Origin of the sequence: Vibrio sp. B1FIG11, assembly GCF_905175335.1 — a bacterium.
GTDB lineage: Bacteria > Pseudomonadota > Gammaproteobacteria > Enterobacterales > Vibrionaceae > Vibrio > Vibrio campbellii.
The window spans coordinates 1,183,249-1,206,278 of sequence record NZ_HG992752.1; the positions used below are offsets into that span (position 1 = coordinate 1,183,249).

Below are 23,030 nucleotides of genomic sequence, written 5' to 3' on the forward strand. Positions count from 1 at the left end.
TTTTCTCAATCCATACAGGGGGATATCACTATGTTGAAGTATGGAAAAAGCATTTACGCTATGCTGCTGTCGGTTCCGCTGGTTGTTGGTTGTCAACCAGCCAATGATGAGAAAGTTGAATCCGAATTAGCCGCATTAAGACAAGAAGTAAAAGACTTAAAAGCGCAGGTTGAAAGCATTAACTCAGACATTGAGTTAGCTAAAGAAAATGCAGCCAAAGCAGCCAAATCAAAATTCAGGACTTTACCCGATCAAAAAGACTTTGATGGCAATGGAACTATTCCGTCTATGGGTGATGACAACGCGACAATCGCGATCATCGAGTTTTCTGACTACCAATGCCCTTACTGCAAACGCTTCACCGACAACACATTCGCAAAGATCAAAGAAAACTATGTCGACTCAGGAAAGGTTAAGTACTTAACAAGAGACTTTCCACTTGGGTTTCATCCACAAGCTAAAGGTGCCGCAATTGCTGCCAATTGTAGCTTTAAGCAAGGCGAGTATTGGCCAATGCGACACGCTTTGTTTTCAAATATGCGCAACTTAAATACCGCTTTGTACCAAAAAACCGCAAGTGACTTAAAGCTGGATATCGACAAGTTCTCTGCGTGTCTTGAAGATCCTCAAATGGCAGAGAATGTTGAAAACGACATTGCCCTTGCATCCACTCTTGGTATTCGTGGTACGCCAAGTTTTGTTGTCGGACGTATTGAAAATGGCCAATTAGTGGGCGCACAACTGGTTGTCGGTGCGCAAGATTATCGCGTGTTCTCCGCACTATTTGACGATCTTCTTAAAACACCTAAGTAGCCGTTTAACTTAGCGCTAATATAAACCAAAAGAGGCAATAACTCTCACTATTGCCTCCTCTATCGCGCAGATCAACAGAATCTATTTACTGTTTCCTTTGCCCTTATTACCACCGCCCCCACTCGTGCTACTTAGCTGAATGGAAACCATTGCAGTCGCTGTATTTTGACCATCAGATATGGTGTAGCTAAAGCTATCACTTCCTTTAAAATTCTTCGCTGGTGAATAAACTAAGCGCCCAGAACTGTTTAAACTGACTGATCCCTTAGAGCCTTGAGTAAAACCAACGACTTGCAGTATGTCTCCTTCTGGATCGCTATCATTCGCAAGCACATCAATCTCGGTCACCTCTTTTGCCGTCAACACGACTGAGTCGTCGTTAGCGATGGGAGATAAATTGGCGATCGCTAGGATGCGATATTCGACAACGCCGTTCACCACGGCTTCGCTGGTTTTAGTTAATACCGTGCTCACCTGAATGGGATACTCACCCTCAGGAGCATTGTCTGAAGAAGTAACCATCAAGTCAACACTAGCCTTCTGTCCAGACTCAAGCGAAAACTGGTGAGTTGAGCTACTCCATCCGCTTGGTACATTTGCAGATACAGTATACGACACAGAGTCGCATTCAGGACCATTTTGGCTCGTCAACGTCGCAGAATACACCAAGGTGTCACCGGCATTACCCTCTTGAATCAAAGAAGAAAACGTCAACAATGGAGGGCTTAGCTCACAAGTAGGCGTCACTTCAGCCACTTTGTACACACTGCTCGCTCGCGCATTATAACTTGCGTCTAGCGTGTTGGTTGCTATCACGTCAATGCTGTAACTTCCTGCTTCGGCCGAAGCGTCAGAAGTAACACTCAAACTAATAGATGTCGTTTCACCCGAAGCAAGTGAAGCAACGCTGCTAGTCGTGATCCACCCTTCAGGCACATTGGCATTGATTTGAAAATTCGTTGACTCACACGCTTGGCTATCATTGTTGGTAATGGTTGCGGTGTAGTTAGCTACTGCTCCCGGTTCGAACTCTCCCGCTGAGTTTGCAACGAGCGTTAACGTTGGATTAGCCATCTCACACGTCTGAACGCTTGGTTCAATTTGATAAACCGCTGGAATACTGGTTGCCAATGCTAAATCAGTGCTATTTCCCGCCTTCAGCAGTATGTCGTAACTGCCTTCTTGTACTGAATCGCTCGACGCTACGCTAATTTCTACCGCTTTCGATTCACCCGGAACCAATGTCAAAGATTCATGGGTTGAAGACCAACCAGAAGGCACATTAGCACCGACATTGAATGAAGATGACGAACAGGCATTCGTATCGTTGTTCGTCACATTCAACTCATAAGAGGCAGAGGAACCAGCAACGCCGCTCACCACTTGACTGGATGTAAGAGCAATTGAAGGGCTTGCTTGCACACACAGATCATTATCAAAGGTCACACGTACGCTGGCAGCATTTCCATCTGCCCATTCTGTTGTGATGGTAATGCCCGCTTGAACATCGGAATACGTTTGGCCAACAAGCAACGCTGAATCATCAAGATCTCTTAGGCCACTATTTGGAATCATATCCAGCATCAAGTTACTTTGTGGATCATCCTCCGTCGCTAAGTGGAAAATAACACCGCCCGTAATACCTGACTTACCTTCCACAAAACTATCAAATCCAATCGCTTGACGATATTCGAGGTAGTACCACAAAGGTTTCCCAGTCACGTCATCAGTACCACGTCTAATTTTCAATCCTTTGGCACCACCATTACGTGGCGTTTCAACAGGCTCGAGTAAATAGCTGCCTTCAGCCTCGACGGAAAGGACGTTTCCTGAACCTGTGGTAATCCAGCCTAAAAGCTCTTTGCTAAACGCATTGAAGTGGCCAGTAATACCGGACATACCCATGATATCGAGCGCATCACCATATTCTGCCGACGCGCATCGTTCACCAATAATGTCTGAGCCACAATCGAGATCTTTAGCGTGATGCAGACCAAAATTATGTCCTAGCTCATGTCCGACGGTGCGCAAAGTAAGGGAGCCATTTGCGTACGCTTTAGAAGGACTCCCCCCCACCGTTCCTTTGCCGGTCCACCCGCACGATGAGTTTTCAGGGAACACATATAGAATACGCGCATAATCACCAAAGCTAACGCCATTGTCTAAAGCCACGTCTTCAGCGGTTGTATGAATTGCCCAAGTGTCACACGTTGTGTTCATTGGTAGCGTGTAATAACCAACCACGTCTCCCGTTAGCCATACTTGGTTATCAGAGTTTTCTTTATAGAAGTCATTAACCTGCCCAAATACTAACTCTCGCACTTCTTCGACTGCCCATGGTGTCTGAGTGTTGTCTAGAAAGTTTAATAACATCACCAAAGTACGCTGTTCACCAAATGAACTCGCGGTCACTTGTGTCGAGTCAGCCCCGTCCGTAGAAGTTGTGTTACTACCATCGGCCAAAACCAATAAATTAGATGGGTCCTGATTCACCGCCAACACATCTAACTTCTTACCCATTTGCTTGATGTTGATCCCGTCAACACGTACCTTGTCGCCATCACGCAAGCCCTTAGCGACTGCGTGGCTAGGAAATTTGACTTCGATTCGCGTGTTTCCAGAATTCAAGATGTAACGAAGACGACTGGAGTGCGTTTTATCATCATCTTCATAAAACACTTCCAAAGCGCCTTCTAATTGCTGCTCTTGCTCAACAAAGCCTTGAAGCTCTGATGGAATAAGCTTGCGCTGCTTGTTGTTAAAAGCGACCTTTGTTGCAAGGAGCGGGTCAATATCAGCCAATTGTGCAATGGTTTCTTGTCTCGACTTAAGTAACATTAATGCTTCTGAAAAATAACGTAATTTAGCTTCGCCATCACTATTTTGGTAATTCTCAATCGCGACCAATAGATCTGAGTTATTCTGCTGTATATTTCGTTTTATATTTTTATTATCAGTAGACAATTTCTCTTTTGATTCATGTACATCAGAATGTATGTGGTGGTGATGCTGATGAGTATTTGGGTCCGTTACATCATTTATATATGCAGCCAAGGCATTTGACGAAAATATAACAAGGGATATAACAGCAAGTTTTAGAACGAATCTTTTATTTAAATTAACACCATTAACTGGTAAGTAATTATTAAAATTAAACATAATTATATTTTAGATTTATATCTTATTATGGATAGAAAACAACAACGTCTTGTGACTTATGATTCAAGTCAAAACGGGTTACTAATTTACTTGCACTCCCACAACAGCATGTTATCCAACCAAGTACGACATTGCTAAAATCAATGAGCAATAAAAACCTCACCTATTTAATAAAATGAAAATCTAGGTAGAGTGGCTCACATTACTATAACTTCACATGGCGTATCTAAGCACATATAAAGAAATAGGACCGTATTTGGTATTAAATTTAAAGCGCAAGTGACCCAAGGTTATGTTGAGTTATATTTAACCTGAACTTTAATTTTGGAGGACGCTGTAAGTAACTAATGCAACGATGCGGATATAAAACCCTTATAATTATTAATTCAATTTCATAATTATTACTTCCTTTAAATATTTAGCGAAGGAAATATTACCAAACAGAACGATTAAAAACCAAACAATTCATAACTCAAACTGATAGTTTTTAAAATGCATTTTTAAATCATAATGATAGAAAGCCACACAATACTGAATTATTAATTCGAAAGGCTGGATTCCATGTGATCTACCTCTAAACAGTCATCCTCTGTAGGGTTACAAGGTAAAATCAAAAAAGAGCCGCGTATGTCAGCGGCTCCTAGAATCAATACTCTTACCTTCTAAGCACAACAGTTACAGTTGCGCTTGTAGCGGTCCATTTTACCTATGCCAGGGTTGAAGGTGTTGGTTGGATCAAGTTGATGGTAGAACTTTTGCAGCGAGTTTTCCGCTTCGTACAGATGCCCTACGTTGTGTTCCGCTGGGTATTTTGCACCGCGACTGTTGAGGTGCTCCAGCATTAACTTCTTCATCAACTTGGTGTCGGTGCCCTTTTTGAAGACATAGTCTTGGTGGAATACATAACACATAAAGTGCCCGTAATAGAGAGACTTAACGAGGTTCTTACTTACTTCTCCTGGTAATGTTTCTAACCACTCTTCATCGTTACGTCGTAACGCAATATCAAGAGCAACGATGTCTTCTACTTCCTTGCGATGAATGGTTTCGTAACGAATGGCTGCGCCTGCTGCTGCAAAACGGTGTAGATACGCTTTCTTACCCTCTTCTGGCGTACATTCGAAGAAGTCACTATCGTGCTCAGCTGCCCAAACTTCTTTAAGGTATTTCTGCGCTTCGGCAATACCGCCATCGCTCATTTTAAGTACAAGATGGTGCTCGTACTTATCACGGTATTCCAACATGCGTTTTGGTAGATGCTGTGGGAATAGCTTGCTTGCGTAGTAGAGAATAGTATCTGGCAGGTATTTACTGACCAACGGCACACGCTCTAAGAAGTTTTCAACCTTAGCTTTAAGCGAGAACATCTTAGGCAGATTATCCGTGCCTAATAAATCGATAGAAAGGAAGACGTCTTTTCCGTATTTCTCTGCCATGTTGAAGATATCACGGTGAAGGTACTCACCCATTTCTGGTAAGTTCTCGAATTGGGTAAGGAAGTCTTTTCTCAGCTTGGTCAGTTTATCTGGATCGTTAGTACCTAGGTAGAACACCTGCTCTTTCTCAGGAATAGGATAACTATCAACTCGAACAGCGAACACGCCAAGCTTACCAGCGCAACCGCTCGCCTCGTACAGACGACGTTCGTCGGCATTAAAGCGCGATGGAATATCAGAAGTCACATCACGGACACGTTCGTCGTATTCTTTATCTGACGCCATACGTTCATCATGAATCACTTTATCTGGGTCGAAGTTACCATCTTGGATGTTCTGTAAGATCTCTTCAGGCGTCGAGCCTAATCCTTCAATACCAAGGTGGTTAACAAGATTGAGCTTACCGTCGTTGTCCACCTGAGCGTATATGGCTAACTCTGTGTAAGCCGGACCACGTTTAACCAAGGCGCCACCAGAGTTGTTTGCAATACCACCTACAACGGTTGCGCCAAGAGAAGAAGAACCAATCACTGAATGCGGCGCGCGATTAACCGCTCGCAACTCTTTTTCTAATGAATGCAGACTTGCTCCCGGAAGACAAACCGCTTGCTTACCGCCGTCTAACAGATAGATTTGCTTCATCTTGGTGATATTGATCACCACCACATCGCGGTCGTAATCACTACCACTTGGCGCAGAGCCTTCGGTTAGACCCGTCTTGGCTGCTTGCATGATGATGATGCAATTATTGTCCACACATTGTTGGATGACCTTCCACTGTTCTAGCAGAGTCTTAGGAAAAACCACTGCCAATGCCGTACCGCTTCCTGAGCGAAAACCGCTGCGGTAATACTTGGTTTTGATTTGATCGGTAAGGACATTTTCTTCCCCGACAATAGTGACCAACGCGTCGATGAGCTGCTTCTGTTTCATATCCGTATCTCTAGTTATTATGCCCAGCCAATATAAGTAGTCCGAATCTGAACGTCCATGCCACCAAAGTCCGATAACAACGCCCAGATAAAGTTAACTACATTAATTACCCACAGATTCAATTACTTAAAATTCTCAGAACTATAAAATCAACAAAGAAACTTATCGTTTCCAAAAAGAAACAATAGCAAAGTGCATTGTTAACAAATGTGCACAATATCGAAGAAAAAGAAAGTCGAAAGAGTCAACAAGGCTTTATATACCTGACCTTGACAGAATATTCAGTCAAAACAAAACCACAACATGTGAACATCTTGACGTTATAGCAGCGTTATATGGCTGTGACATTGTCGATCAATGAAGAAAATAGATAGATTGGAGAGTTTAAATTTAGGGCGGCTCCCTTCGTTCAGAGGAGAATCACTCCTTTGAGAAAAGTTGAGCCACTAGAATTGATGGCTACGACGTTGAAAGCACTGATACAAGTGCTCGATAAAGATCTTAATTTTTTCAGGTTGCTGGCGGGTGTATGGGTACACAGCATAAATGCCCAAACACTTAGCCGTTTCGTCTTTAAACAACTGAATCAGCTTACCTTGCTGCAAGTCTTCATAAACCAGTACCCGAGGCACATAAATGATACCTTGCCCTAGCAAAGCGACGTTACGTAGCGCAGATGAGTTATTGGTACATAGATTCCCATCTACCTTAACCTGATACACCTCATCATGACGCTTGAAAGCCCACTCACGTGCACCTGTCTCTTGATAGGCATAAACCAAGCAGTTGTGCTTGGTGAGATCGTCCGGCGTTTTTGGTTTGCCATGTTTGGCGACGTACTTAGGCGATGCACACACAATCCAGTTTGCATCAACAAGCTTACGTGCGATTAGGCTTGAGTCTGGTAAAACCCCAGTACGAATGGCAAGGTCAAAACCTTCGTTGACGATGTCGGCGAATCGATTGTCCAGTTCCATATCAATGTTGATATCTGGATAAGCTTGGTTGAATTCAGAAATAACGGTAGGAAGGATAAGTTCACCAGAGATGGTCGGAACGGTAATCTTGATGTTGCCGGATAGGCTCTTACCCAAACCAACAATGGATTCCTCAGCGGTTGAGACCGCTTGATAGACACTTCGAGCATGTTCGAAGAAGGACTGTCCTGCTTCTGTCAGCTTAAGCGTGCGTGTGGTTCGATAAAGCAGTTGAACACCTATCTCCTGCTCTAATTTGGCAATGCGCTTACTGACGACCGACTTAGTGAGTTCCATTTGTCTTGCAGCGGCGCTGAATGAACCCTGTTCAACCAAATGATAGAAAATAATGTAGTCGTCGGTATTTCTCATGTGTCTTCACTGCTTCCTTGTCGAAGAAGACATTCTAAAGAGATTTCCCGTAGATTGCCGCAAGAAAGTTCACACTTGGCTTTTAAAGGCTTTCCCAACGAGAAAGGCGAGCTGGTATGGCTCGCCCTTGTTGTCAGAATTAATCGGTCGTTCTAGTTAATCCATGATACTGATGTGTCATTGTTTAACCATCCTTCTTTTGCAGAGTTACCGTTTTGCTTCAGCTCAATTTTCCTTGTATTAGGCTGAAAGGTCACAGATGTTTCATCAAAATTGAAATCATCTGACGACAACTTAAAACTGTATTCAGCCCACTGATTTGTTTCTCTGTATGACATGGCAAGTTGATTGCCGTCATCACTACTCTCGCACGTGAGGGATGGTTTATCAAAAACACTTATTATCAAAGAGCAATCTATCTGGTTAGGTATCGAAACAAGCCCTATATGAGTGTAATGATCCCCTCGCAATTCAGATTGGTCCTCAAAAATATCTTTTAGGCCAAAGGCGAGGTAAGAATTTGAATCAATATGGAAACTCACACCAGAATCGTAAATAGAATACATTCTGTCATACCCACGTTCCGTTTCGCCAACTAGGGCTGAAAGCTTGTTTCTTAAGTCGTCTATTGTCGAATTGTCAGGTAAACCAACAGCGGAAAAGAGTCTCTCCATTTCTTCATCATAAAAAGCAGAAACGAGTCGACTTGTATTTTCAACACGTTCGACATTAATGTCCCTATTATCTTTTAAGTTTAGAACTAAACTTTCAGAAGCAAATTTAGGGGTGTATGGAGTTTGAGGTTCACCAAGCGGTGTAACAGTTGTACCGCCGGAGTCACCTCCACAGCCTGCTAAAGCAAATAGGGTGGTAAACATCAAAAGGGAATATGCATGAGCAGCATGTATTCTAGAGGTCACGTATTGTTTTCCTGTTGTCGTATCGATTGTAAGGAGCGTTCTCCCCGTGGCACATGGGAGAGGCTACAAAGCTACACAGATGTTAATCAGCGACAGCTTTTATTGATAGAAATGATAACAACAAAGATTAACATACAAAATACTATACACACTCAAGAAAAGATATCGCCTCACTAAACAACAGCAGGGCGAAGCCAAAAACTTCTTTGTATCATCGGGTTAAAGATAAACTAGCAACAGCGTATTAGTTTGTATGGTGAAGTAAACTTTTGTAAGACGTTCTTGAGGGCTATCTAAGATACTGAATATGGTGTATTCACACACCAAATTTCGGGCACAAAAAAACCAGCTTTCGCTGGTCTATTGTTGATGCTTTCGCATCTGGATATCGCCATTGCCATACCCAAAAATATGGAGGCGCCTCCCGGAGTCGAACCGAGGTCCACGGATTTGCAATCCGCTGCATAGCCACTCTGCCAAGGCGCCAAATTGTTTACGCTTAAAGGCTCTGCCCCGTTGCGTTGGTTGCTACTTTACGGATTCAGGAAATATAGTCAAACAAAAATCCAAAATTTCTGTTTGTTTGCTTTGTTTTAAACCAATCCGATGTTAATTCGACCTACACCGCCCAGATTTACTCACTTTGGTTAAGGCAAATCAAAACAGATAGACAAAAGAAAAGCGGCAATCGGTGCCGCTTTTGTATCTCTATTCACGCGATTAACCGTTGGCAACGCGTTTAAACAAGCGCCCCACTACATTTGGATGGTAAGACCAAGTGTGGTCAAACATCGACATTAAGGCTGGGTTGCCGTACTTCGACAAGCTAATGGCATGGAATCGGTTCTTCTTCGCTTTTAGCGCATCGACTTTTGCAAGCAATTCATCTTGCTGTTTTGGCGCAATGAAGTCTGAAATAACAACCATGTCGGCGTTTTTGTATTTGTCGCTGTTCATCAAATCGATGGATTTAATCAACGTTGGCTCCAAATCCGTACCACCATGGAAGCTGTAAGTTAAAAAGTCGGCAGCTTCACGTAAGCCATCCTGACGCGTTAACTCGTAAGTAATGTGCTCAGTGGAGAAGATGATCACGTAGCAATCTCGTTGTTCAGCCAGAGCGATTTGCATCAGTGCATAAGCCATAGCTTTGGCACATTGCTCTGGAAAGCCACTCATCGAGCCTGACGCATCAACACAAACGATAAACGGTCCTTTTTCGACGTCCACCGCTTTATGATCGGGTTTGTGCGCTTTTACCTTACGTAGTGTGCGAGACTTACCTTGCGTGCGGTAGTTCATCAAGCGTTTATCAACCAAATGCTTGTAGAACACGACTTCCAGCTCTGGGTACGCCAAAAACATGGTTTCGTTCGGTAGCAGTTTGTTGAGATCATCACTTTCATGAATACCGACGATGTCGTCTGTCGCTTCGTCACTCTTTTCCTCAACCATTTGCAGCTCTTCTGCTGGTGCGCGATTGAGGTCAGGATCGTTTACTTGCCCCGCCATGCGACCAAGCTGTTCTGCGATTTCTTGTAAGCCTTTGTGCTTTTTAAGGAACTCTGCGTGGCGCTTCATCACGGTTAAGTCGGTTTTACTCAACTTAGCGGACGCCATATCCCACAAGCGCCCTACGCTTTCTTCGTCACCAGCTTCCGTCACTTTGTCCATGTTGCGCATGGTTTCCATACGTTGATAAAGGTCGTTAAGGACTTTTTCTTTGTTCTCTTCAAGCTCAGAAACTTGTGCTTGTTTGATTGCTTCAGCAAGGCTTTGATACCACTGGTCACAGAAGTAATGAGGGAACATTGGATTGTTCACCCCTTTGTTCTTCTCCATCATACGACGCGCTTGCATGTAAAACGCTGAGTGCCATTCAAGCTTCTTGATCACGTCATCAATGCGTTCAAAGAACTCGTTCTCATCCCAATAAATGACTTCTTGGTAGAGCGCGAGTTCTTGTTGGAAACGTTCTGTCTCACAGACTTTCGTCATGCGCTTTTTCACGTTGCCACGCCATTTAAGTAGATGGTTTTTTACTGAGGATTTCATGCCTCGGTTTTCCGCCACCATCATGACTTGTGAACGCGCCATTAAATCGTTAACCGCACTATCAATGATGCCTGAATCTGCCACCATGAGCGCTAAGTTGAGTCCGTCTGCACCTAACATGTCGTCTCCTTAAGAGAAAAACTGATGTAAGTTTTTGAAGCGTTGAATGATCTTCTCGCTTTCACCTTGGATAGACTCAAGTCTCTGGCTCACCTGTTGTAGACTCGACTCCATTAGACGTGGTAACTCTGGATCCACGAAGCTGTGCGGCAATGCGCCATGGAAATTGGCTTTAACCTTACGCATATGATGTTCAGCTTCACTCAATTGGCTGACTGCTTTTTCGCTTTCTGCCAACCATTTTTGGTAAAGCTCAACATCTAAACCTTGTTTAGTAACCAAGCTCACCAACACGCCTCGGTTAGCAATGTCACGGATCACTAGGTTGTTGGCTGCATCGACATCAAAACGCAAACGACACATATTGGCGTTTTGGTTTACGTAGCCATACACATCGCCATGCCCCTCTTTGATCACTCGGTCAAGTTCGTCTTTTGGCACGTATACCCAACGACTGTCGCCCTTCTCTGATTCAGAAACCGACATGTTGCTTTGCAGAATAACCAGCTTAACCAGATTCACCGCCGCGCCTACTTTGTAAGTTTTCGCTTTGGATGTATCGAAGCTCATGGTTTCTTTGCGAAGCAGACCCGTTGCGGCTTCTGCGTTTAGCGTCATGCGATATTTGTCTTCAAGTTCATGCTGTACATCAACCAAAGATTCACGACAGTATTCGATCTCTTGCTCTGCTTCTTGCTGGTCAAAGGCATGTTTAAGTGCGAACTCTTGAATCACACCGCGAACGACATCGCGTGACTCAGGGCTGTTCCATAAACAATCTTGAAGTAGCAGAAGATCAAGCGGATTGATCTCGTCACGCCCATTAAAGAACGCACTTGCTTTAAGCAGTTTGACCGCTTTCTTCCAACGGCGGTCAGACACGTACATGTCTGTTAATGATGCGTCGCCAAACTCAGACTCGACTTTGGTTTCCAACATGGTTTTTAGTTGGAAAAGCTTTTCGAATGCGTTGTCGGTCAGAGTGAGTTTGTCGAGCTGTTGCTGCCAGCGGTGGTATTCTTCGTCTGTGATCGCCAAGCCCTCTGGAACTTGCGCTTCTTGAGACGTACCCACTGTCAGCATAGATTTGAAATTCTGTTTGTCCTGAATGCGGTTTACAAATACGCGCACCAACATACGGTCGTAAAGTGCGTCTAAGCCGCTGTCTTCATCTGGTAGTTCGTTCGATGCAGAAACCAAAAGTCGCATCGGTACACGTTCAATATCGCTGCCGTTTTTAAACGTCTTTTCATTCACAACGGTCAACAACGTGTTCAGAATGGCAGGGCCTGCTTTCCAGATCTCATCAAGGAAAACCACCTGCGCCGTTGGCAGGTAACCTTGGGTAAGACGAACGTAACGACCATTATCTTTCAGCTCTTGAATGCTCAACGGACCAAACACTTCTTCTGGTGTTGAGAAGCGAGTCATTAAGTACTCAAAGTAACTACTGTTATCAAATGCTTGGATAAGACGTTTGGCGATTAAGCTTTTTGCAATGCCCGGAGGACCTAAAAGAAAGACGCTCTCACCCGCTAGAGCGGCAAGAAGACAAAGTTTGATGGTGTGTTCGCGTTCGTAAACGCCGTCGGTCAGTGCTTTAGCCAGCTTGTTGATACGCTCTGAAAGAAGCGCCTTTTCTGCATTTGATGCGAAAGATGGTTGAATCATAAAAGCTCCGGCTGTTGAACTGAGGCTGTATATTTAATTTTATACATTTGTTATCACTTTGTTACAAGTGTATTTTTTAGTGAACCTCGGTTATACCAGATGCTCCTCGCGCGCGTGCGCGGGTAACCATAGTTTTCATTTATGGGACATAACTCACTGAAAGTGCAGGTTTCATAAGAGTATGAAACCATTTTCTACTTTTGTTTCACGCGGTTTGTGGTTAATGTGCAAAACACGTCAACACGCGGTTACAGCTAGGATCCACAACTGCATGAGCAAAACAATTCATACATGGAAGCAGATTTCTCTGGTCGAAGAGGAAATCAAGCTACCAACTGGTCGGATGATTAAACATACCACTATCCAACACCCCGGTGCTGCCGTTATCTTACCCATTACTTCAGATGGCAACATCGTTCTTGTTAATCAATTCCGCCCCTCTCTTAACAAATGGCTGCTTGAATTGCCTGCTGGCACACGTGAAGGAGATGAAGACCCTTTGCACTGCGCTCAAAGAGAGTTAGAAGAAGAAACAGGATACAGCGCCGAAAAGTTCACATCGCTTGGTCAAGTTACCCCTCTTGCTGGTTTCTGTGATGAAATCCAGTACTTGTTTGTTGCTGAGCAACTGAACAGGACCAATCGGTACGAGTGTGACGACGATGAAGTCATTGAAGTGGTGACATTGTCACGAGAAGAACTCGAACAACAGATTATTCAAGGCATGATTACTGATGCCAAAACTATCGCTTGCCTAAGCAAAGCTCGTCTTTGCGGTTATATTTAGGTCTTTTCGACCGAGGAGAGAATTATGGACTTTCGATCAGATACCGTTACGCAACCTACCCAAGCAATGCGTGAAGCAATGTTTACCGCTCCTGTCGGCGATGATGTGTACGGTGATGACCCAACCGTTAACGAGTTAGAACAATTTGCTGCTGAGCTTGCGGGCTTTGAAGCGGCAATGTTCACAACCTCTGGCACACAAGCAAACTTACTTGGCTTAATGGCGCATTGTGAGCGCGGTGACGAATACCTATGTGGTCAGCAAGCGCATAACTACAAGTACGAAGCTGGCGGTGCGGCGGTACTGGGCTCTATCCAACCTCAACCGATTGAAAACAACCCAGACGGTACTTTGCCATTCGATAAGCTAGAAGCTGCAATCAAGCCAGATGACGCGCACTTTGCACGTACTCGCCTACTTAGCTTAGAGAACACCATCAACGGTAAAGTGATTCCTCTTTCCTACCTTGCAGAGGCTCGTGAGTTTGTGAACAAACATAACTTGCAGATGCACCTAGATGGCGCTCGCGTATTCAACGCAGCCGTTGCGCTTGATGTTCCAGTGAAAGAGATTGGTCAGTACTTTGATTCAATGACCATCTGTCTGTCGAAAGGTCTGGCTGCCCCTGTTGGTTCACTGCTGCTTGGTAGTAAAGAGTACATCGCAAAAGCACGCCGCCTAAGAAAAATGGTCGGCGGTGGTATGCGCCAAGCGGGTATTCTTGCTGCAGCTGGTAAACTAGCCCTTACCGAGCAAGTGGAACAACTAAAACAAGACCACATCAATGCAAAGACATTAGCGGAAGGTTTAGCTGAATTGCCTGGTTTCTCTGTTAATCCAGAATTTGTTCAAACCAACATCGTCTTTGCTAAGCTTGACCCGCAAGTGGATATCGCTGGTATTGCAGAAAAGATGAAGGAGCGAGGCATCACGATTACGCCAGGAAACCCAATCCGCTTCGTGACGCATAAAGATATTTCGGCACAAGACATCGATACTTTCCTATCTAGCCTTAAATCTATGCTTTAACTTGATTTTGATCATTGAGCTTCCCCTAAGGGGAAGCTTTATTCTATCTCGAAACCAATATTTTAAATTCGAGAACTATCCATGTTTAGATACGTGCTTCTAGCGTCTCTTATTCTCTCTTCCTCTGTTGTGGCGAAACCATTCGGTGACGCAGAAAAAGGCAAACTTAAATCGCCAAGCTGTGTCTATTGTCATGGTTCGAATGGCATAACGACTAACGACGCTTACCCCAACCTAGCTGGCCAGAATGCTCAGTACCTGTATGATTCTATGAAAGCCTATCAAAATGGGCTTCGATTAGGCCCTTTGGCTGAGATGATGGCAGCCCAATTACGCATGTTGAATGATGAAGATTTACGCGATGTTGCCGCGTTTTATTCAGAACAACTATCTCATGCAGAAAAGTGAATAATTATGTAACTTGTGAATCGCCACAAGTCCTAACTCTGTTTTCATTCATACAACATCCAGCCAAAATAATTAACCAATAAATCATTGATAATCAACTCAACCCTCTTCAGATCAAATTATTGATGAATTTATAGTTCACCAACTCAGTTAATATTGACTTTTTATTCTATTTTATCGATATTTCATGCTTTCTATTATTAGACGTGAAATAGGTTATGTCTCACACACACGCTCAGCCATCGGAATCGGCGGCAACCCCTAAATCATGGCAGATGCCTGATACCCTCATTTTGATCTTCATTGTTGGTATTCTTGCTGCGATTCTTACCTACTTAATTCCTGCTGGTCATTTCGATAGCCAACAGGTGACGTACATGGTCGACGGTGCAGAAAAAACTCGCACTGTTATCGATCCATCTTCTTTCTCTTATGCAACCGACGAAAACGGTGAATTGGTTTACAACAAGGTTGGACTGTTTGCGTCAGGCGGTGGCATTGGTCTAATGAACTTCCCATTCGAAGGTCTGGTTTCAGGCTCTAAATGGGGCAGCGCGATTGGCGTTATCATGTTCATGCTGGTTATCGGTGGTGCATTTGGCGTGGTAATGCGCACAGGCACAATCGACAACGGTATCCTTCGCCTTATCGATAAGACCAAAGGTAACGAAGCACTATTCATTCCCGTTCTGTTCTTGCTGTTCTCTTTGGGCGGCGCAGTATTTGGTATGGGTGAAGAAGCCGTTGCATTTGCGATTATTATCGCGCCACTAATGGTTCGCCTTGGCTACGATGGCATCACTACAGTAATGGTAACCTATGTTGCGACTCAGATTGGTTTTGCAACGTCTTGGATGAACCCATTCTCGGTAGCGATCGCGCAAGGTATCGCTGGTATTCCGGTTCTGTCTGGTATGACTGTGCGTATGGGCCTTTGGGCTGCGTTTACCGCGATTGGTATTGCTTTCACTATGATTTACGCATCGCGTATCAAAGCAAACCCTGAGCTTTCTTACAGCCGCCGTACTGACAAATACTTCCGCCAGCAAGAGCTTGGTGATCACGACTCTCGTTGGAACCTAGGTGATACCCTAGTTATCCTTACGGTTATCGCAACTACAGTATGGGTTGTTTGGGGCGTAGTGGCTAACGCATGGTACATCCCAGAAATCGCATCTCAATTCTTCACAATGGGCTTTGTCGTTGCGATTATCGGTACGATCTTCCGTCTGAACGGCATGACGCTAAACTGTGCGGCTGACGCATTTAAAGAAGGTGCAGCGATCATGCTTGCTCCTGCTCTATTGGTTGGTTGTGCGAAAGGCGTATTGCTTATCCTAGGTGGAGGTACTACCGATGAAGCGAGCGTACTGAACTCGATCCTGAACAGCGCTGGTGGCGTAATCAGCGGTCTTCCTGACGTTGCTGCGGCTTGGTTGATGTATGTTTTCCAATCTATCTTCAACTTCTTCGTGACTTCAGGTTCAGGTCAAGCAGCGCTGACAATGCCTCTATTGTCTCCTCTTGCAGACATCGCTGGCGTTACACGTCAGGTTGCGGTTCTAGCATTCCAACTTGGTGACGGTTTCACTAACGTTATCGTTCCAACTTCAGCGTCGCTAATGGCAACACTGGGTGTGTGTCGTATCGACTGGGGTGACTGGGCGAAATTCTGCTGGCGCTTTATGCTATTACTCTTTACCCTATCGAGCATTGTCGTCGTCGCAGCTCACGTGATGGGTTTTGCGTAAACTGATTACCAATATCCCCAAGCAACTTAAACGCGAAAGCGGAGTTTGGGTATAAAGAATAAGGCGAGACAAGGTTCTCGCCTTTTTTAATTCAAGCCGTATGGCAAACAAGCATCGAAGTAAGATGTTTTGGAGTGACAACTTTAATGGCAACACAATTTCTGGATGACGTAATTCAAGGTCATCAAGTCATTCAATCTCTTGACGTAACAGACTTGCCTGCAGGCGAGCATAAGTTTTGGTTCCGTATTGCAACCAACGCCCTCTCTCAATGGCAACATTTGCCTGTGTTGGTTTTCAAAGGCGAAAAACCGGGTAAGAAAATCATGATCACAGCAGGTGTTCATGGTGACGAATACAATGGTGTTTTAGCGGCGCAAAAGACCGCTCGTGAACTGATTGGTAAAGACATCGCAGGTTCTGTAACAGTCGTTCCGACCATCAACCTAACTGGTATGCTGAACCACAGCCGTGACTTCTTCTCTGCGGATCCAGATGCATCTCCTGCAAACTTAAACCGTTTCTTCCCTGGCGATGCAAATGGCAACGAAGCAAACCGCTTCCTATTTGCTTTGTGGAATAACCTTCTTAAGCCGAACGCAGAACTTGCGATTGATTTGCACACTCAAACCACTGGTGCTGCTTACCCGCTGTACGTGTTTGCCGATTTCCGTATCGAGCAATCTCTGGAAATGGCTCGCCTCATTAACCCTGACGTGATTCTTAACGATCCGGGCGACGCCGGTGTACTTGAGACCGTCTGGAACAACAGCGGCATTCCAAGCATTACCATCGAGGTGGGCATGGGCCGTTACACAGAACAAGAGCTGATCGACCGTACCGTGACTGGCATCTTCAATATCCTTACTCGTCATGACGTAGTGACTGGTGAAGTTGCAAATATCACGCCTTGCCTAGAAGGCAAAGACATCATCAGCATTCGCGCTGAATTGGGTGGCTTTGTACTACCACAAGTGAAGATGATGGATAAGGTAGAGCAAGGTCAATTAGTTGCGATTCAATACGACAGCTTTGGTGATGAGATTCAGCGTTACACTGCGCCAACAGAAGGCACGGTGCTGAGCCACAACATTGAATCGATCCGAGCGCCAGGTTCTTTGGTTGTTCGACTGATTAAGTAATACCTTTAAATTTAATAGTTAGTAATTTCAAACTGTTAGAATCAAACCAATAACACAAAGCCCTGCATAACTTGCAGGGCTTTTCTTTGTTAGTCTTTCAACATTTCTTCAGTTAGGCTTTGCGTGACAATGTCACCAATAAAACCAAAGCAGCACACGACATAAGAACAAATCCAAGGTTTTGAATCATTCCAGCTAAGCCTAGACCTGAACCAATCATCAAGTAGTACATTAATCCTAGCAATGCCCCTGCACTGCCCGCTTGTTGCTTGTAATCAACTAAAGCGGTGCTCAGAACATTTGGAATCGCGATACCAAATGCCATCACAATGAACAACATTGGGGCCAAGAACCAAATCGATGTTTGCAGCATAAACACACCGAAGCCTCCGATGATCAAGAATGCTGATGCGATCCAAAGCAGATGCGTTTGTGAGCGACCTTTTGCTAACAATGATTTGTTCATCAAACTGCCAATTAAGGTACCAACGCCCAATATCACACCACTGTATCCGAACTGTTCAGAACTCAGTCCGAGCTGCTCAAAAGTGAATGCCCCCAATTGGTAGTACGCGAACAAAGCAATATTGTAAAGCGCAACCAACAGTGCAGATTGCCAGATTTGAGCGTCTTTCAACATTCGTCCTAGCAAAGAACCGATCTCTAATGGCTGCTTCTGAGTTTGTGTTTCAGGCAGCTTTACCGCGTTGTAGCACAGCAGTACAACCGACATGATAAACAAAGCAAAGAAGACAAGTTCATAGCCACCGAGTGCTGTTAACTGACCACCGAGCAACATGCCAATCACTGGGCTAATGGAAATACCCATACCCATAACGCTAAATACTTTGCTTAGCTCATCGCCTGAAAAGCTGTCTCTTAGCATGGTTTGTGTCACGACCGACCCAACCGCAATACCAAAAGCACTGAACGCGCGAGCTATCATCATCACGTCAAAGCTTTCTGTTTGCATAGCGACCAAAGCAGATACGCCGTAAACCAACAACCCTGCCAGCATGGTCGGGCGTCTGCCCCACTTATCTGCCAAGATTCCCCAAACCACCACGCCTATAGCAAACGCAGAAAAATAGATAGATAGGGTTTGCGCCGCTTGTGAATACGTTACAGCAAATGACTGAGCAATATTGCCAAGTGCTGGGCTGTAAATCGTCTCCACAATTTGCGGAAACATCAGCATCACCACCATCAATCCAATAGAAGGTTTCGTTTTCATTTTTACCTCTCTGTCCCACCCGTGCCGATATTTCGTGGCTTAAGTGGGTAACGAACTTAACTTGGCGTGCAGTATAGAAGGCGTTATGCTTTACCCATTAACAGCATTAAAACCAAAAACATCAAGATTCGGACAAATGGCAATTATTGAAGATAATACTCGATTTGATGCGGACGCAATTACCGCGAGTGTGGTTGGCATCGCAGCGGATGTCGGCAAACATGATTCCGGTATGCACGAACACAAGAAAGGACAATTGCTTTATGCGCCACAAGGCTGCATGACGTTCGCACTCAATCACTCTATTTGTACCTTACCACCAACCAAAGCGGTGTGGATTCCGCCACATACTTCTCACAGAGCCGTCATGACCAACGTTGTGGCTTACCGTTCACTCTATTTCGATTGCAGTAAACACACCTGCCCTGATGAAATAGTGATGATTGAGGTGAACGATCTTTTAAAAGTACTGATCGACAAAATGGCATTATGGGAATGGGATATTGAAGAAACGAAAACCCAAGCAACGAGCGCATTGTTTTGGGAAGAGTTTTACCAAGCAAAGCAGTTTGAATTCTCGTTGCCCTTGCCTTCTGATCGACGTTTAACAGGGTTTCGTAAGGCAATGACCAAGTGTGACTTTATAGCACCTGAGTTAAACCAACTGTCACAAACCGTTGGCGCGAGCAGCAAAACTATCACTCGCCTATTTAAGGCTGAGACTGGCATGTCTTATCAAGATTGGCGTCAACAATGGCGGCTACTTAAAGCTATTGAACTCTTATGTGAGGAAAGACAAGTCAGTGATGTTGCCCATTGTTTGGAGTTCTCATCAGACAGCGCATTTATTGCGTTCTTTAAGAAACAAACCGGACAGACACCACTGAGTTTTATGAAGCACAGATCGTTGTTATAAGGCGATCATTTCGCGTGTTATTTGGTTTGGTCTACGAGAATTAGCTCGTCCAACGCAAAGCCTTTCTCTTTTGCTACTTGTTTGAAACGCTCGACCGTTGCTTTATCGACAGTTGGTGTGCGTGACAGTAGCCATAGGTAGTCGTGATTGAAACCAGAGATAAACGCGTAGTCGTAGTTCTCACCTAGCTCAAATACGATGTAAGACGAATAAAACGGACCGAAGAAAGACACTTTCAAATGCCCTGTGTTTTCACCATCGACGAAATACGCTTTGCCGTCAGCTTGCGTCCATTCTTTGTCTTCTTCTGAATATCCTCGGTTGATAACCGTTACGCCACCATCCTCACGTAACTCGTATTCAGCCGTCACATTCGATAAACCACGCTCAAAGGAATGATCAAGACGCGCAATTTCATACCACTTGCCTAGATATGGTTGAAGTTCAAAGTTGTTGACCGGCTCCACGCCGTCCGGTTTAGACGTACAGCCAAACAACGTTGCAAGGGACAAAAGTAAAAGTGTTTTAAGAGATTTCATACAGCAACCTGAAATTAATTTAGTGTCTGATTTTACTATAGAAGATAAGAAATCGATCAAAAACGAATGTACCTAAATTCTCCACAGGACAGTCCTACCTCTTGGAAACCTTGTAGTGCTTCAAACACATTAAAGTGGCTCACGACAACAACCTTTCGATATTGACGGTAACGCTCCAGTACTAACTCCGCTCGTGTTTTTAGCTCGTCAACATGTTCATAGCGGGGGTCAGTCATTGAAATACCTACTTTTAAAAGCTCTCGATATTCGTGCCAACGTCGGTCTCTCTCATTCAAGGTAATGTAGCCACCTTCTTTGTCAGCACGCCACTCTCTCAAGTCATGCTCAACAAACAAAGGCAAAGCGCGATGACGATTGAGAATTTCTGCAGTTTGAAGAGTACGCGTATAAGGTGAGCTGATGATAATATCGGCATCGTCAAATACTGCATGGTTGAGTTTCTCCTGCAACGCAGGCAAATGTTCTCGGCAAAGCGGCGCATAATCCTTCTCAAGTTGAGTCATCTGCCGCTCATCCGCTAACGTAAAATCTGGCACGCCATGCCTTACAAATACAATATCCATATTGTGGTACTCGTCCTTGTTAAATTGCTATTGAGAAATTGGAGTCAGTTTTAGATAGGAGTGCACTTCTCCATTTTTGTATTCAATCGCAGAGTGGATGGAAGGTTCACGGTTTCCTACAACAGAAAGTTCATAAGTGTTTTCACCTTTGTAGATCGTGATATGAAGTACGCCAGCCTCTAGCTCCCAGTGCCCTTTGGTATGAAGGCGTCCAAACAAGGTGTATTCATCGAGTGAACCATCCGCATGTAAGTGCACCTCTGTGATGTAGCCACCTGTGCAGCTCTTGATCCAGCAACGATCACTGACTTCTTCCAAGCGTACTTCTCTTTTGCTTGCCTTCCATTTTGAGAAACGTTCGGACTCCGCAAAAGACGCTTCGATATCTGAATGTTCTTTTACGGGCGCACCTTCAAGCTCACGTAAGCAAAGCTGAATCCAACTAGATATTTGCATGGAATGTCCTTAAGGTTTCAATCGCCCTTTTTACGCCTAAACGTGGGCTGCTTAATACTGGTATATCGACATCAACTAATGATGCCGCACCTGACATCGAAGCTTGTGCCAATACGATTACGTCATAATCACGAGCCTTTTGCTCTATTACCGCTTTGATCTTGTCGTAATAACCTTGGTCATCTTGGTCGAGAAAACGCTCCCAAGCACCTTCAACCACAAACGTATCTAACTGAAGAATACAATTGCCCTCACTTGTCTCAAGTAACGCTAAGCTAGGTTCAATGGTTGTCGATAATGCCGCAAGTAACAATACTCGCTCATGAGTTACGGCTTGATCACCCATTGCGCGGTCGATACGCTGAACATTGATTCCCTGCTCTGTAAGCGATTCAGCAAAGCGACCAATTGAAGAACAGGTGCAAACCACCAAGTTTGCTTGCTCAGAAAGCTCGCGTACTTTGTCTTGTACTGATTGCTTCACCTTAGACTCGTCCGCTCCAGCAACCAAACGTTCCAACAAGTCAGCATCGGCAAAGTGTGCGACTTTTAAATCAGGTGCGAGCTCTGTCATCAGTTCGGAGAAAGGTGGAATGTGTACGGGTGAAGTATGCAGGAAATATAGGTCGTATGGCTTCATGCTAAGTTGTCGATTTTTAGTTCAATTTCGACAACTTAGCACAAGGCGACGGGAATTAATGCGATCAAAGTTATTGTTGTGCTTCCCAAAGACCAAGAAAGTACTTGCCGTAAACCACTTCGGTTTGCATATGCATAATCAGTAGAAATGCAATCAAAGCTAATACTATACGATTGAAACAACGGCTGACCTTGGTACGGACTTTTATATCGAATACACCGATATGAATACCAACATAGGCAAAGGGATAAACCAACAAAACAGCGAGTAACCAACCTAGATAGCCGGAGATCGCCATTTCCTCGTAACCGATCATAATACCTCCACAATGAATACGACGGGAACTTCGTTAGTATTCATCATCTTAAGGAGTCGGAATGTCAGAATTCGCACAGCTGCGATCTGTGACAGAAAAGTCACTTAAATAAGTTAGCTATTTATTTATAAAATCTTGAGAAAGCAAAAAATCTTCTGCCATTTTGGGCGAAGTGATGTGGATGAACTCGATAGTCGAACCTTTTAAGTCCTCCTTCAGTTTTAAATAGCGCTTCCGATTCTTTCGGTAATTCTTAACCGACCACCAAATAATCGAATCCTTACTCAAAAACGCTTTTCTAAAACTTTCTCTATTTCCAGTTCCTTCCCAGAACTCTTCTTGAGTCCATGCCCTTTTGATAGCACGAGTTGCGGAGCGATAAGTGGTGATAGAACTTGAATAATCGAGCCAGATGATGGTATCGACCCTTTGCCATTTGTACGGTTGTGTTCTGCTGTAGTTCCCGTCGAGTACCCAAGCCTCTTGTTGAGTTACGTCCACGACTTTATCGAAGAACGTCTCATCATCGAGTTCTTTCCAATCGGGAAGCCAAAACAACCTGTCCATTTCTATGTACGTGACACCTAATTTCATTGCGAGCTGCTTTGAAAACGTTGATTTACCGCTTCCACTGCTGCCTACTACATTGATCCTTCTCATTAAATCCTCCTAGGTGACCGTACCAAATTGACAAAGAGCGACGCACTCCAACTATAGGTTAGCCGGGAAAATGCGGAGGCGAGATACTAATGATTACGCTTTAAAGTTCTAG

General features: G+C 44.4%; 20 protein-coding genes and 1 tRNA gene. 7 read left to right on the forward strand and 14 right to left on the reverse strand.

Going from position 1 to position 23,030, the window contains the following annotated elements; all coding sequences use genetic code 11:
• The first annotated feature begins 30 nt into the window (after positions 1 to 30).
• Positions 31 to 813, forward strand: a complete 783-nt coding sequence (locus KHO06_RS22150; RefSeq protein WP_212582521.1) for a thioredoxin domain-containing protein — start codon at positions 31 to 33, stop codon at positions 811 to 813.
• A gap of 81 nt (positions 814 to 894) precedes the next feature.
• Here the strand turns inward: KHO06_RS22150 and KHO06_RS22155 are convergent, their stop codons facing one another.
• From KHO06_RS22155 to KHO06_RS22185, 7 genes are all read right to left on the reverse strand, one after another.
• Positions 895 to 3,651, reverse strand: a complete 2,757-nt coding sequence (locus KHO06_RS22155; protein WP_244858411.1) for an Ig-like domain-containing protein — start codon at positions 3,649 to 3,651, stop codon at positions 895 to 897.
• A 983-nt stretch (positions 3,652 to 4,634) separates the two neighbouring features.
• On the reverse strand, positions 4,635 to 6,341 hold the full coding sequence (gene dld, locus KHO06_RS22160) for a D-lactate dehydrogenase (RefSeq protein ID WP_212582522.1): 1,707 nt from the start codon (positions 6,339 to 6,341) through the stop codon (positions 4,635 to 4,637).
• Positions 6,342 to 6,787: 446 nt separating this feature from the next.
• Positions 6,788 to 7,690, reverse strand: a complete 903-nt coding sequence (locus KHO06_RS22165) for a LysR family transcriptional regulator (RefSeq protein WP_045367908.1) — start codon at positions 7,688 to 7,690, stop codon at positions 6,788 to 6,790.
• 152 nt (positions 7,691 to 7,842) lie between these two features.
• On the reverse strand, positions 7,843 to 8,610 hold the full coding sequence (locus KHO06_RS22170; RefSeq protein WP_212582523.1) for a hypothetical protein: 768 nt from the start codon (positions 8,608 to 8,610) through the stop codon (positions 7,843 to 7,845).
• Between the two features lie 412 nt (positions 8,611 to 9,022).
• A tRNA-Cys gene (locus KHO06_RS22175) sits at positions 9,023 to 9,096 on the reverse strand.
• A gap of 234 nt (positions 9,097 to 9,330) precedes the next feature.
• Positions 9,331 to 10,785: an ATPase RavA stimulator ViaA gene (gene viaA / locus KHO06_RS22180; protein ID WP_038891257.1), complete on the reverse strand. Its 1,455-nt coding sequence runs from the start codon at positions 10,783 to 10,785 to the stop codon at positions 9,331 to 9,333.
• 9 nt (positions 10,786 to 10,794) lie between these two features.
• Entirely contained in the window at positions 10,795 to 12,456 is a 1,662-nt protein-coding gene (locus KHO06_RS22185) for an ATPase RavA domain-containing protein (RefSeq protein WP_212582524.1), read from the reverse strand.
• Positions 12,457 to 12,727: 271 nt separating this feature from the next.
• Here KHO06_RS22185 and KHO06_RS22190 point away from each other — a divergent pair, with 271 nt between their 5' ends.
• The 5 genes from KHO06_RS22190 to KHO06_RS22210 all read left to right on the forward strand — a co-directional run bounded on the left by KHO06_RS22190 (position 12,728) and on the right by KHO06_RS22210 (position 17,573).
• Positions 12,728 to 13,243, forward strand: coding sequence for an NUDIX hydrolase (locus KHO06_RS22190; RefSeq protein ID WP_005426847.1), 516 nt, complete (start codon positions 12,728 to 12,730; stop codon positions 13,241 to 13,243).
• Between the two features lie 24 nt (positions 13,244 to 13,267).
• On the forward strand, positions 13,268 to 14,272 hold the full coding sequence (gene ltaE / locus KHO06_RS22195) for a low-specificity L-threonine aldolase (protein WP_088880112.1): 1,005 nt from the start codon (positions 13,268 to 13,270) through the stop codon (positions 14,270 to 14,272).
• An 81-nt stretch (positions 14,273 to 14,353) separates the two neighbouring features.
• Positions 14,354 to 14,680, forward strand: a complete 327-nt coding sequence (locus KHO06_RS22200) for a cytochrome c (protein WP_212582525.1) — start codon at positions 14,354 to 14,356, stop codon at positions 14,678 to 14,680.
• Positions 14,681 to 14,898: 218 nt separating this feature from the next.
• The gene (yfcC, locus tag KHO06_RS22205) at positions 14,899 to 16,431 is read left to right on the forward strand and encodes a putative basic amino acid antiporter YfcC (RefSeq protein ID WP_080992052.1); all 1,533 of its coding nucleotides are present in this window, start codon (positions 14,899 to 14,901) and stop codon (positions 16,429 to 16,431) included.
• Positions 16,432 to 16,577: 146 nt separating this feature from the next.
• A complete protein-coding gene (locus KHO06_RS22210; RefSeq protein ID WP_212582526.1) occupies positions 16,578 to 17,573 on the forward strand; it encodes a succinylglutamate desuccinylase/aspartoacylase family protein in 996 nt (331 codons plus the stop codon).
• Positions 17,574 to 17,685: 112 nt separating this feature from the next.
• Here KHO06_RS22210 and KHO06_RS22215 read toward each other — a convergent pair whose 3' ends face one another.
• On the reverse strand, positions 17,686 to 18,807 hold the full coding sequence (locus tag KHO06_RS22215; RefSeq protein ID WP_212582527.1) for a multidrug effflux MFS transporter: 1,122 nt from the start codon (positions 18,805 to 18,807) through the stop codon (positions 17,686 to 17,688).
• A 136-nt stretch (positions 18,808 to 18,943) separates the two neighbouring features.
• Here KHO06_RS22215 and KHO06_RS22220 point away from each other — a divergent pair, with 136 nt between their 5' ends.
• The gene (locus KHO06_RS22220) at positions 18,944 to 19,723 is read left to right on the forward strand and encodes a helix-turn-helix transcriptional regulator (protein ID WP_212582528.1); all 780 of its coding nucleotides are present in this window, start codon (positions 18,944 to 18,946) and stop codon (positions 19,721 to 19,723) included.
• A 17-nt stretch (positions 19,724 to 19,740) separates the two neighbouring features.
• On the opposite strand, the gene KHO06_RS22225 is transcribed toward KHO06_RS22220, so the two are convergent.
• The 6 genes from KHO06_RS22225 to KHO06_RS22250 form a co-directional block, all read right to left on the reverse strand.
• On the reverse strand, positions 19,741 to 20,262 hold the full coding sequence (locus KHO06_RS22225) for a lipocalin family protein (RefSeq protein WP_005444070.1): 522 nt from the start codon (positions 20,260 to 20,262) through the stop codon (positions 19,741 to 19,743).
• Positions 20,263 to 20,318: 56 nt separating this feature from the next.
• Positions 20,319 to 20,846 carry a histidine phosphatase family protein gene (locus KHO06_RS22230; RefSeq protein ID WP_038886206.1) on the reverse strand — a complete coding sequence of 176 codons (528 nt, stop codon included), beginning with the start codon at positions 20,844 to 20,846 and terminating at the stop codon, positions 20,319 to 20,321.
• 27 nt (positions 20,847 to 20,873) lie between these two features.
• Entirely contained in the window at positions 20,874 to 21,302 is a 429-nt protein-coding gene (locus KHO06_RS22235; protein WP_212582529.1) for a hypothetical protein, read from the reverse strand.
• Positions 21,289 to 21,942 carry an aspartate/glutamate racemase family protein gene (locus KHO06_RS22240; protein ID WP_212582530.1) on the reverse strand — a complete coding sequence of 218 codons (654 nt, stop codon included), beginning with the start codon at positions 21,940 to 21,942 and terminating at the stop codon, positions 21,289 to 21,291. The genes KHO06_RS22235 and KHO06_RS22240 overlap by 14 nt, the downstream gene beginning before the upstream one ends.
• Positions 21,943 to 22,012: 70 nt before the next feature.
• Positions 22,013 to 22,258, reverse strand: a complete 246-nt coding sequence (locus KHO06_RS22245) for a hypothetical protein (RefSeq protein ID WP_045401237.1) — start codon at positions 22,256 to 22,258, stop codon at positions 22,013 to 22,015.
• 117 nt (positions 22,259 to 22,375) lie between these two features.
• Positions 22,376 to 22,918, reverse strand: a complete 543-nt coding sequence (locus KHO06_RS22250; RefSeq protein WP_212582531.1) for a (d)CMP kinase — start codon at positions 22,916 to 22,918, stop codon at positions 22,376 to 22,378.
• Positions 22,919 to 23,030: the final 112 nt, after the last annotated feature.

Bases quoted from the DNA above. Each gene is read 5' to 3' on its own strand.
- KHO06_RS22245 (WP_045401237.1), bottom strand. From the start codon at position 22,258: ATGATCGGTTACGAGGAAATGGCGATCTCCGGCTATCTAGGTTGGTTA.
- KHO06_RS22230 (WP_038886206.1), bottom strand. From the start codon at position 20,846: ATGGATATTGTATTTGTAAGGCATGGCGTGCCAGATTTTACGTTAGCG.
- KHO06_RS22240 (WP_212582530.1), bottom strand. From the start codon at position 21,942: ATGAAGCCATACGACCTATATTTCCTGCATACTTCACCCGTACACATT.
- yfcC (WP_080992052.1), top strand. From the start codon at position 14,899: ATGTCTCACACACACGCTCAGCCATCGGAATCGGCGGCAACCCCTAAA.
- KHO06_RS22250 (WP_212582531.1), bottom strand. From the start codon at position 22,918: ATGAGAAGGATCAATGTAGTAGGCAGCAGTGGAAGCGGTAAATCAACG.
- KHO06_RS22200 (WP_212582525.1), top strand. From the start codon at position 14,354: ATGTTTAGATACGTGCTTCTAGCGTCTCTTATTCTCTCTTCCTCTGTT.
- KHO06_RS22185 (WP_212582524.1), bottom strand. From the start codon at position 12,456: ATGATTCAACCATCTTTCGCATCAAATGCAGAAAAGGCGCTTCTTTCA.
- viaA (WP_038891257.1), bottom strand. From the start codon at position 10,785: ATGTTAGGTGCAGACGGACTCAACTTAGCGCTCATGGTGGCAGATTCA.
- KHO06_RS22210 (WP_212582526.1), top strand. From the start codon at position 16,578: ATGGCAACACAATTTCTGGATGACGTAATTCAAGGTCATCAAGTCATT.
- KHO06_RS22165 (WP_045367908.1), bottom strand. From the start codon at position 7,690: ATGAGAAATACCGACGACTACATTATTTTCTATCATTTGGTTGAACAG.
- KHO06_RS22215 (WP_212582527.1), bottom strand. From the start codon at position 18,807: ATGAAAACGAAACCTTCTATTGGATTGATGGTGGTGATGCTGATGTTT.
- ltaE (WP_088880112.1), top strand. From the start codon at position 13,268: ATGGACTTTCGATCAGATACCGTTACGCAACCTACCCAAGCAATGCGT.
- dld (WP_212582522.1), bottom strand. From the start codon at position 6,341: ATGAAACAGAAGCAGCTCATCGACGCGTTGGTCACTATTGTCGGGGAA.
- KHO06_RS22235 (WP_212582529.1), bottom strand. From the start codon at position 21,302: ATGCAAATATCTAGTTGGATTCAGCTTTGCTTACGTGAGCTTGAAGGT.
- KHO06_RS22155 (WP_244858411.1), bottom strand. From the start codon at position 3,651: ATGTTACTTAAGTCGAGACAAGAAACCATTGCACAATTGGCTGATATT.
- KHO06_RS22150 (WP_212582521.1), top strand. From the start codon at position 31: ATGTTGAAGTATGGAAAAAGCATTTACGCTATGCTGCTGTCGGTTCCG.
- KHO06_RS22190 (WP_005426847.1), top strand. From the start codon at position 12,728: ATGAGCAAAACAATTCATACATGGAAGCAGATTTCTCTGGTCGAAGAG.
- KHO06_RS22220 (WP_212582528.1), top strand. From the start codon at position 18,944: ATGGCAATTATTGAAGATAATACTCGATTTGATGCGGACGCAATTACC.
- KHO06_RS22225 (WP_005444070.1), bottom strand. From the start codon at position 20,262: ATGAAATCTCTTAAAACACTTTTACTTTTGTCCCTTGCAACGTTGTTT.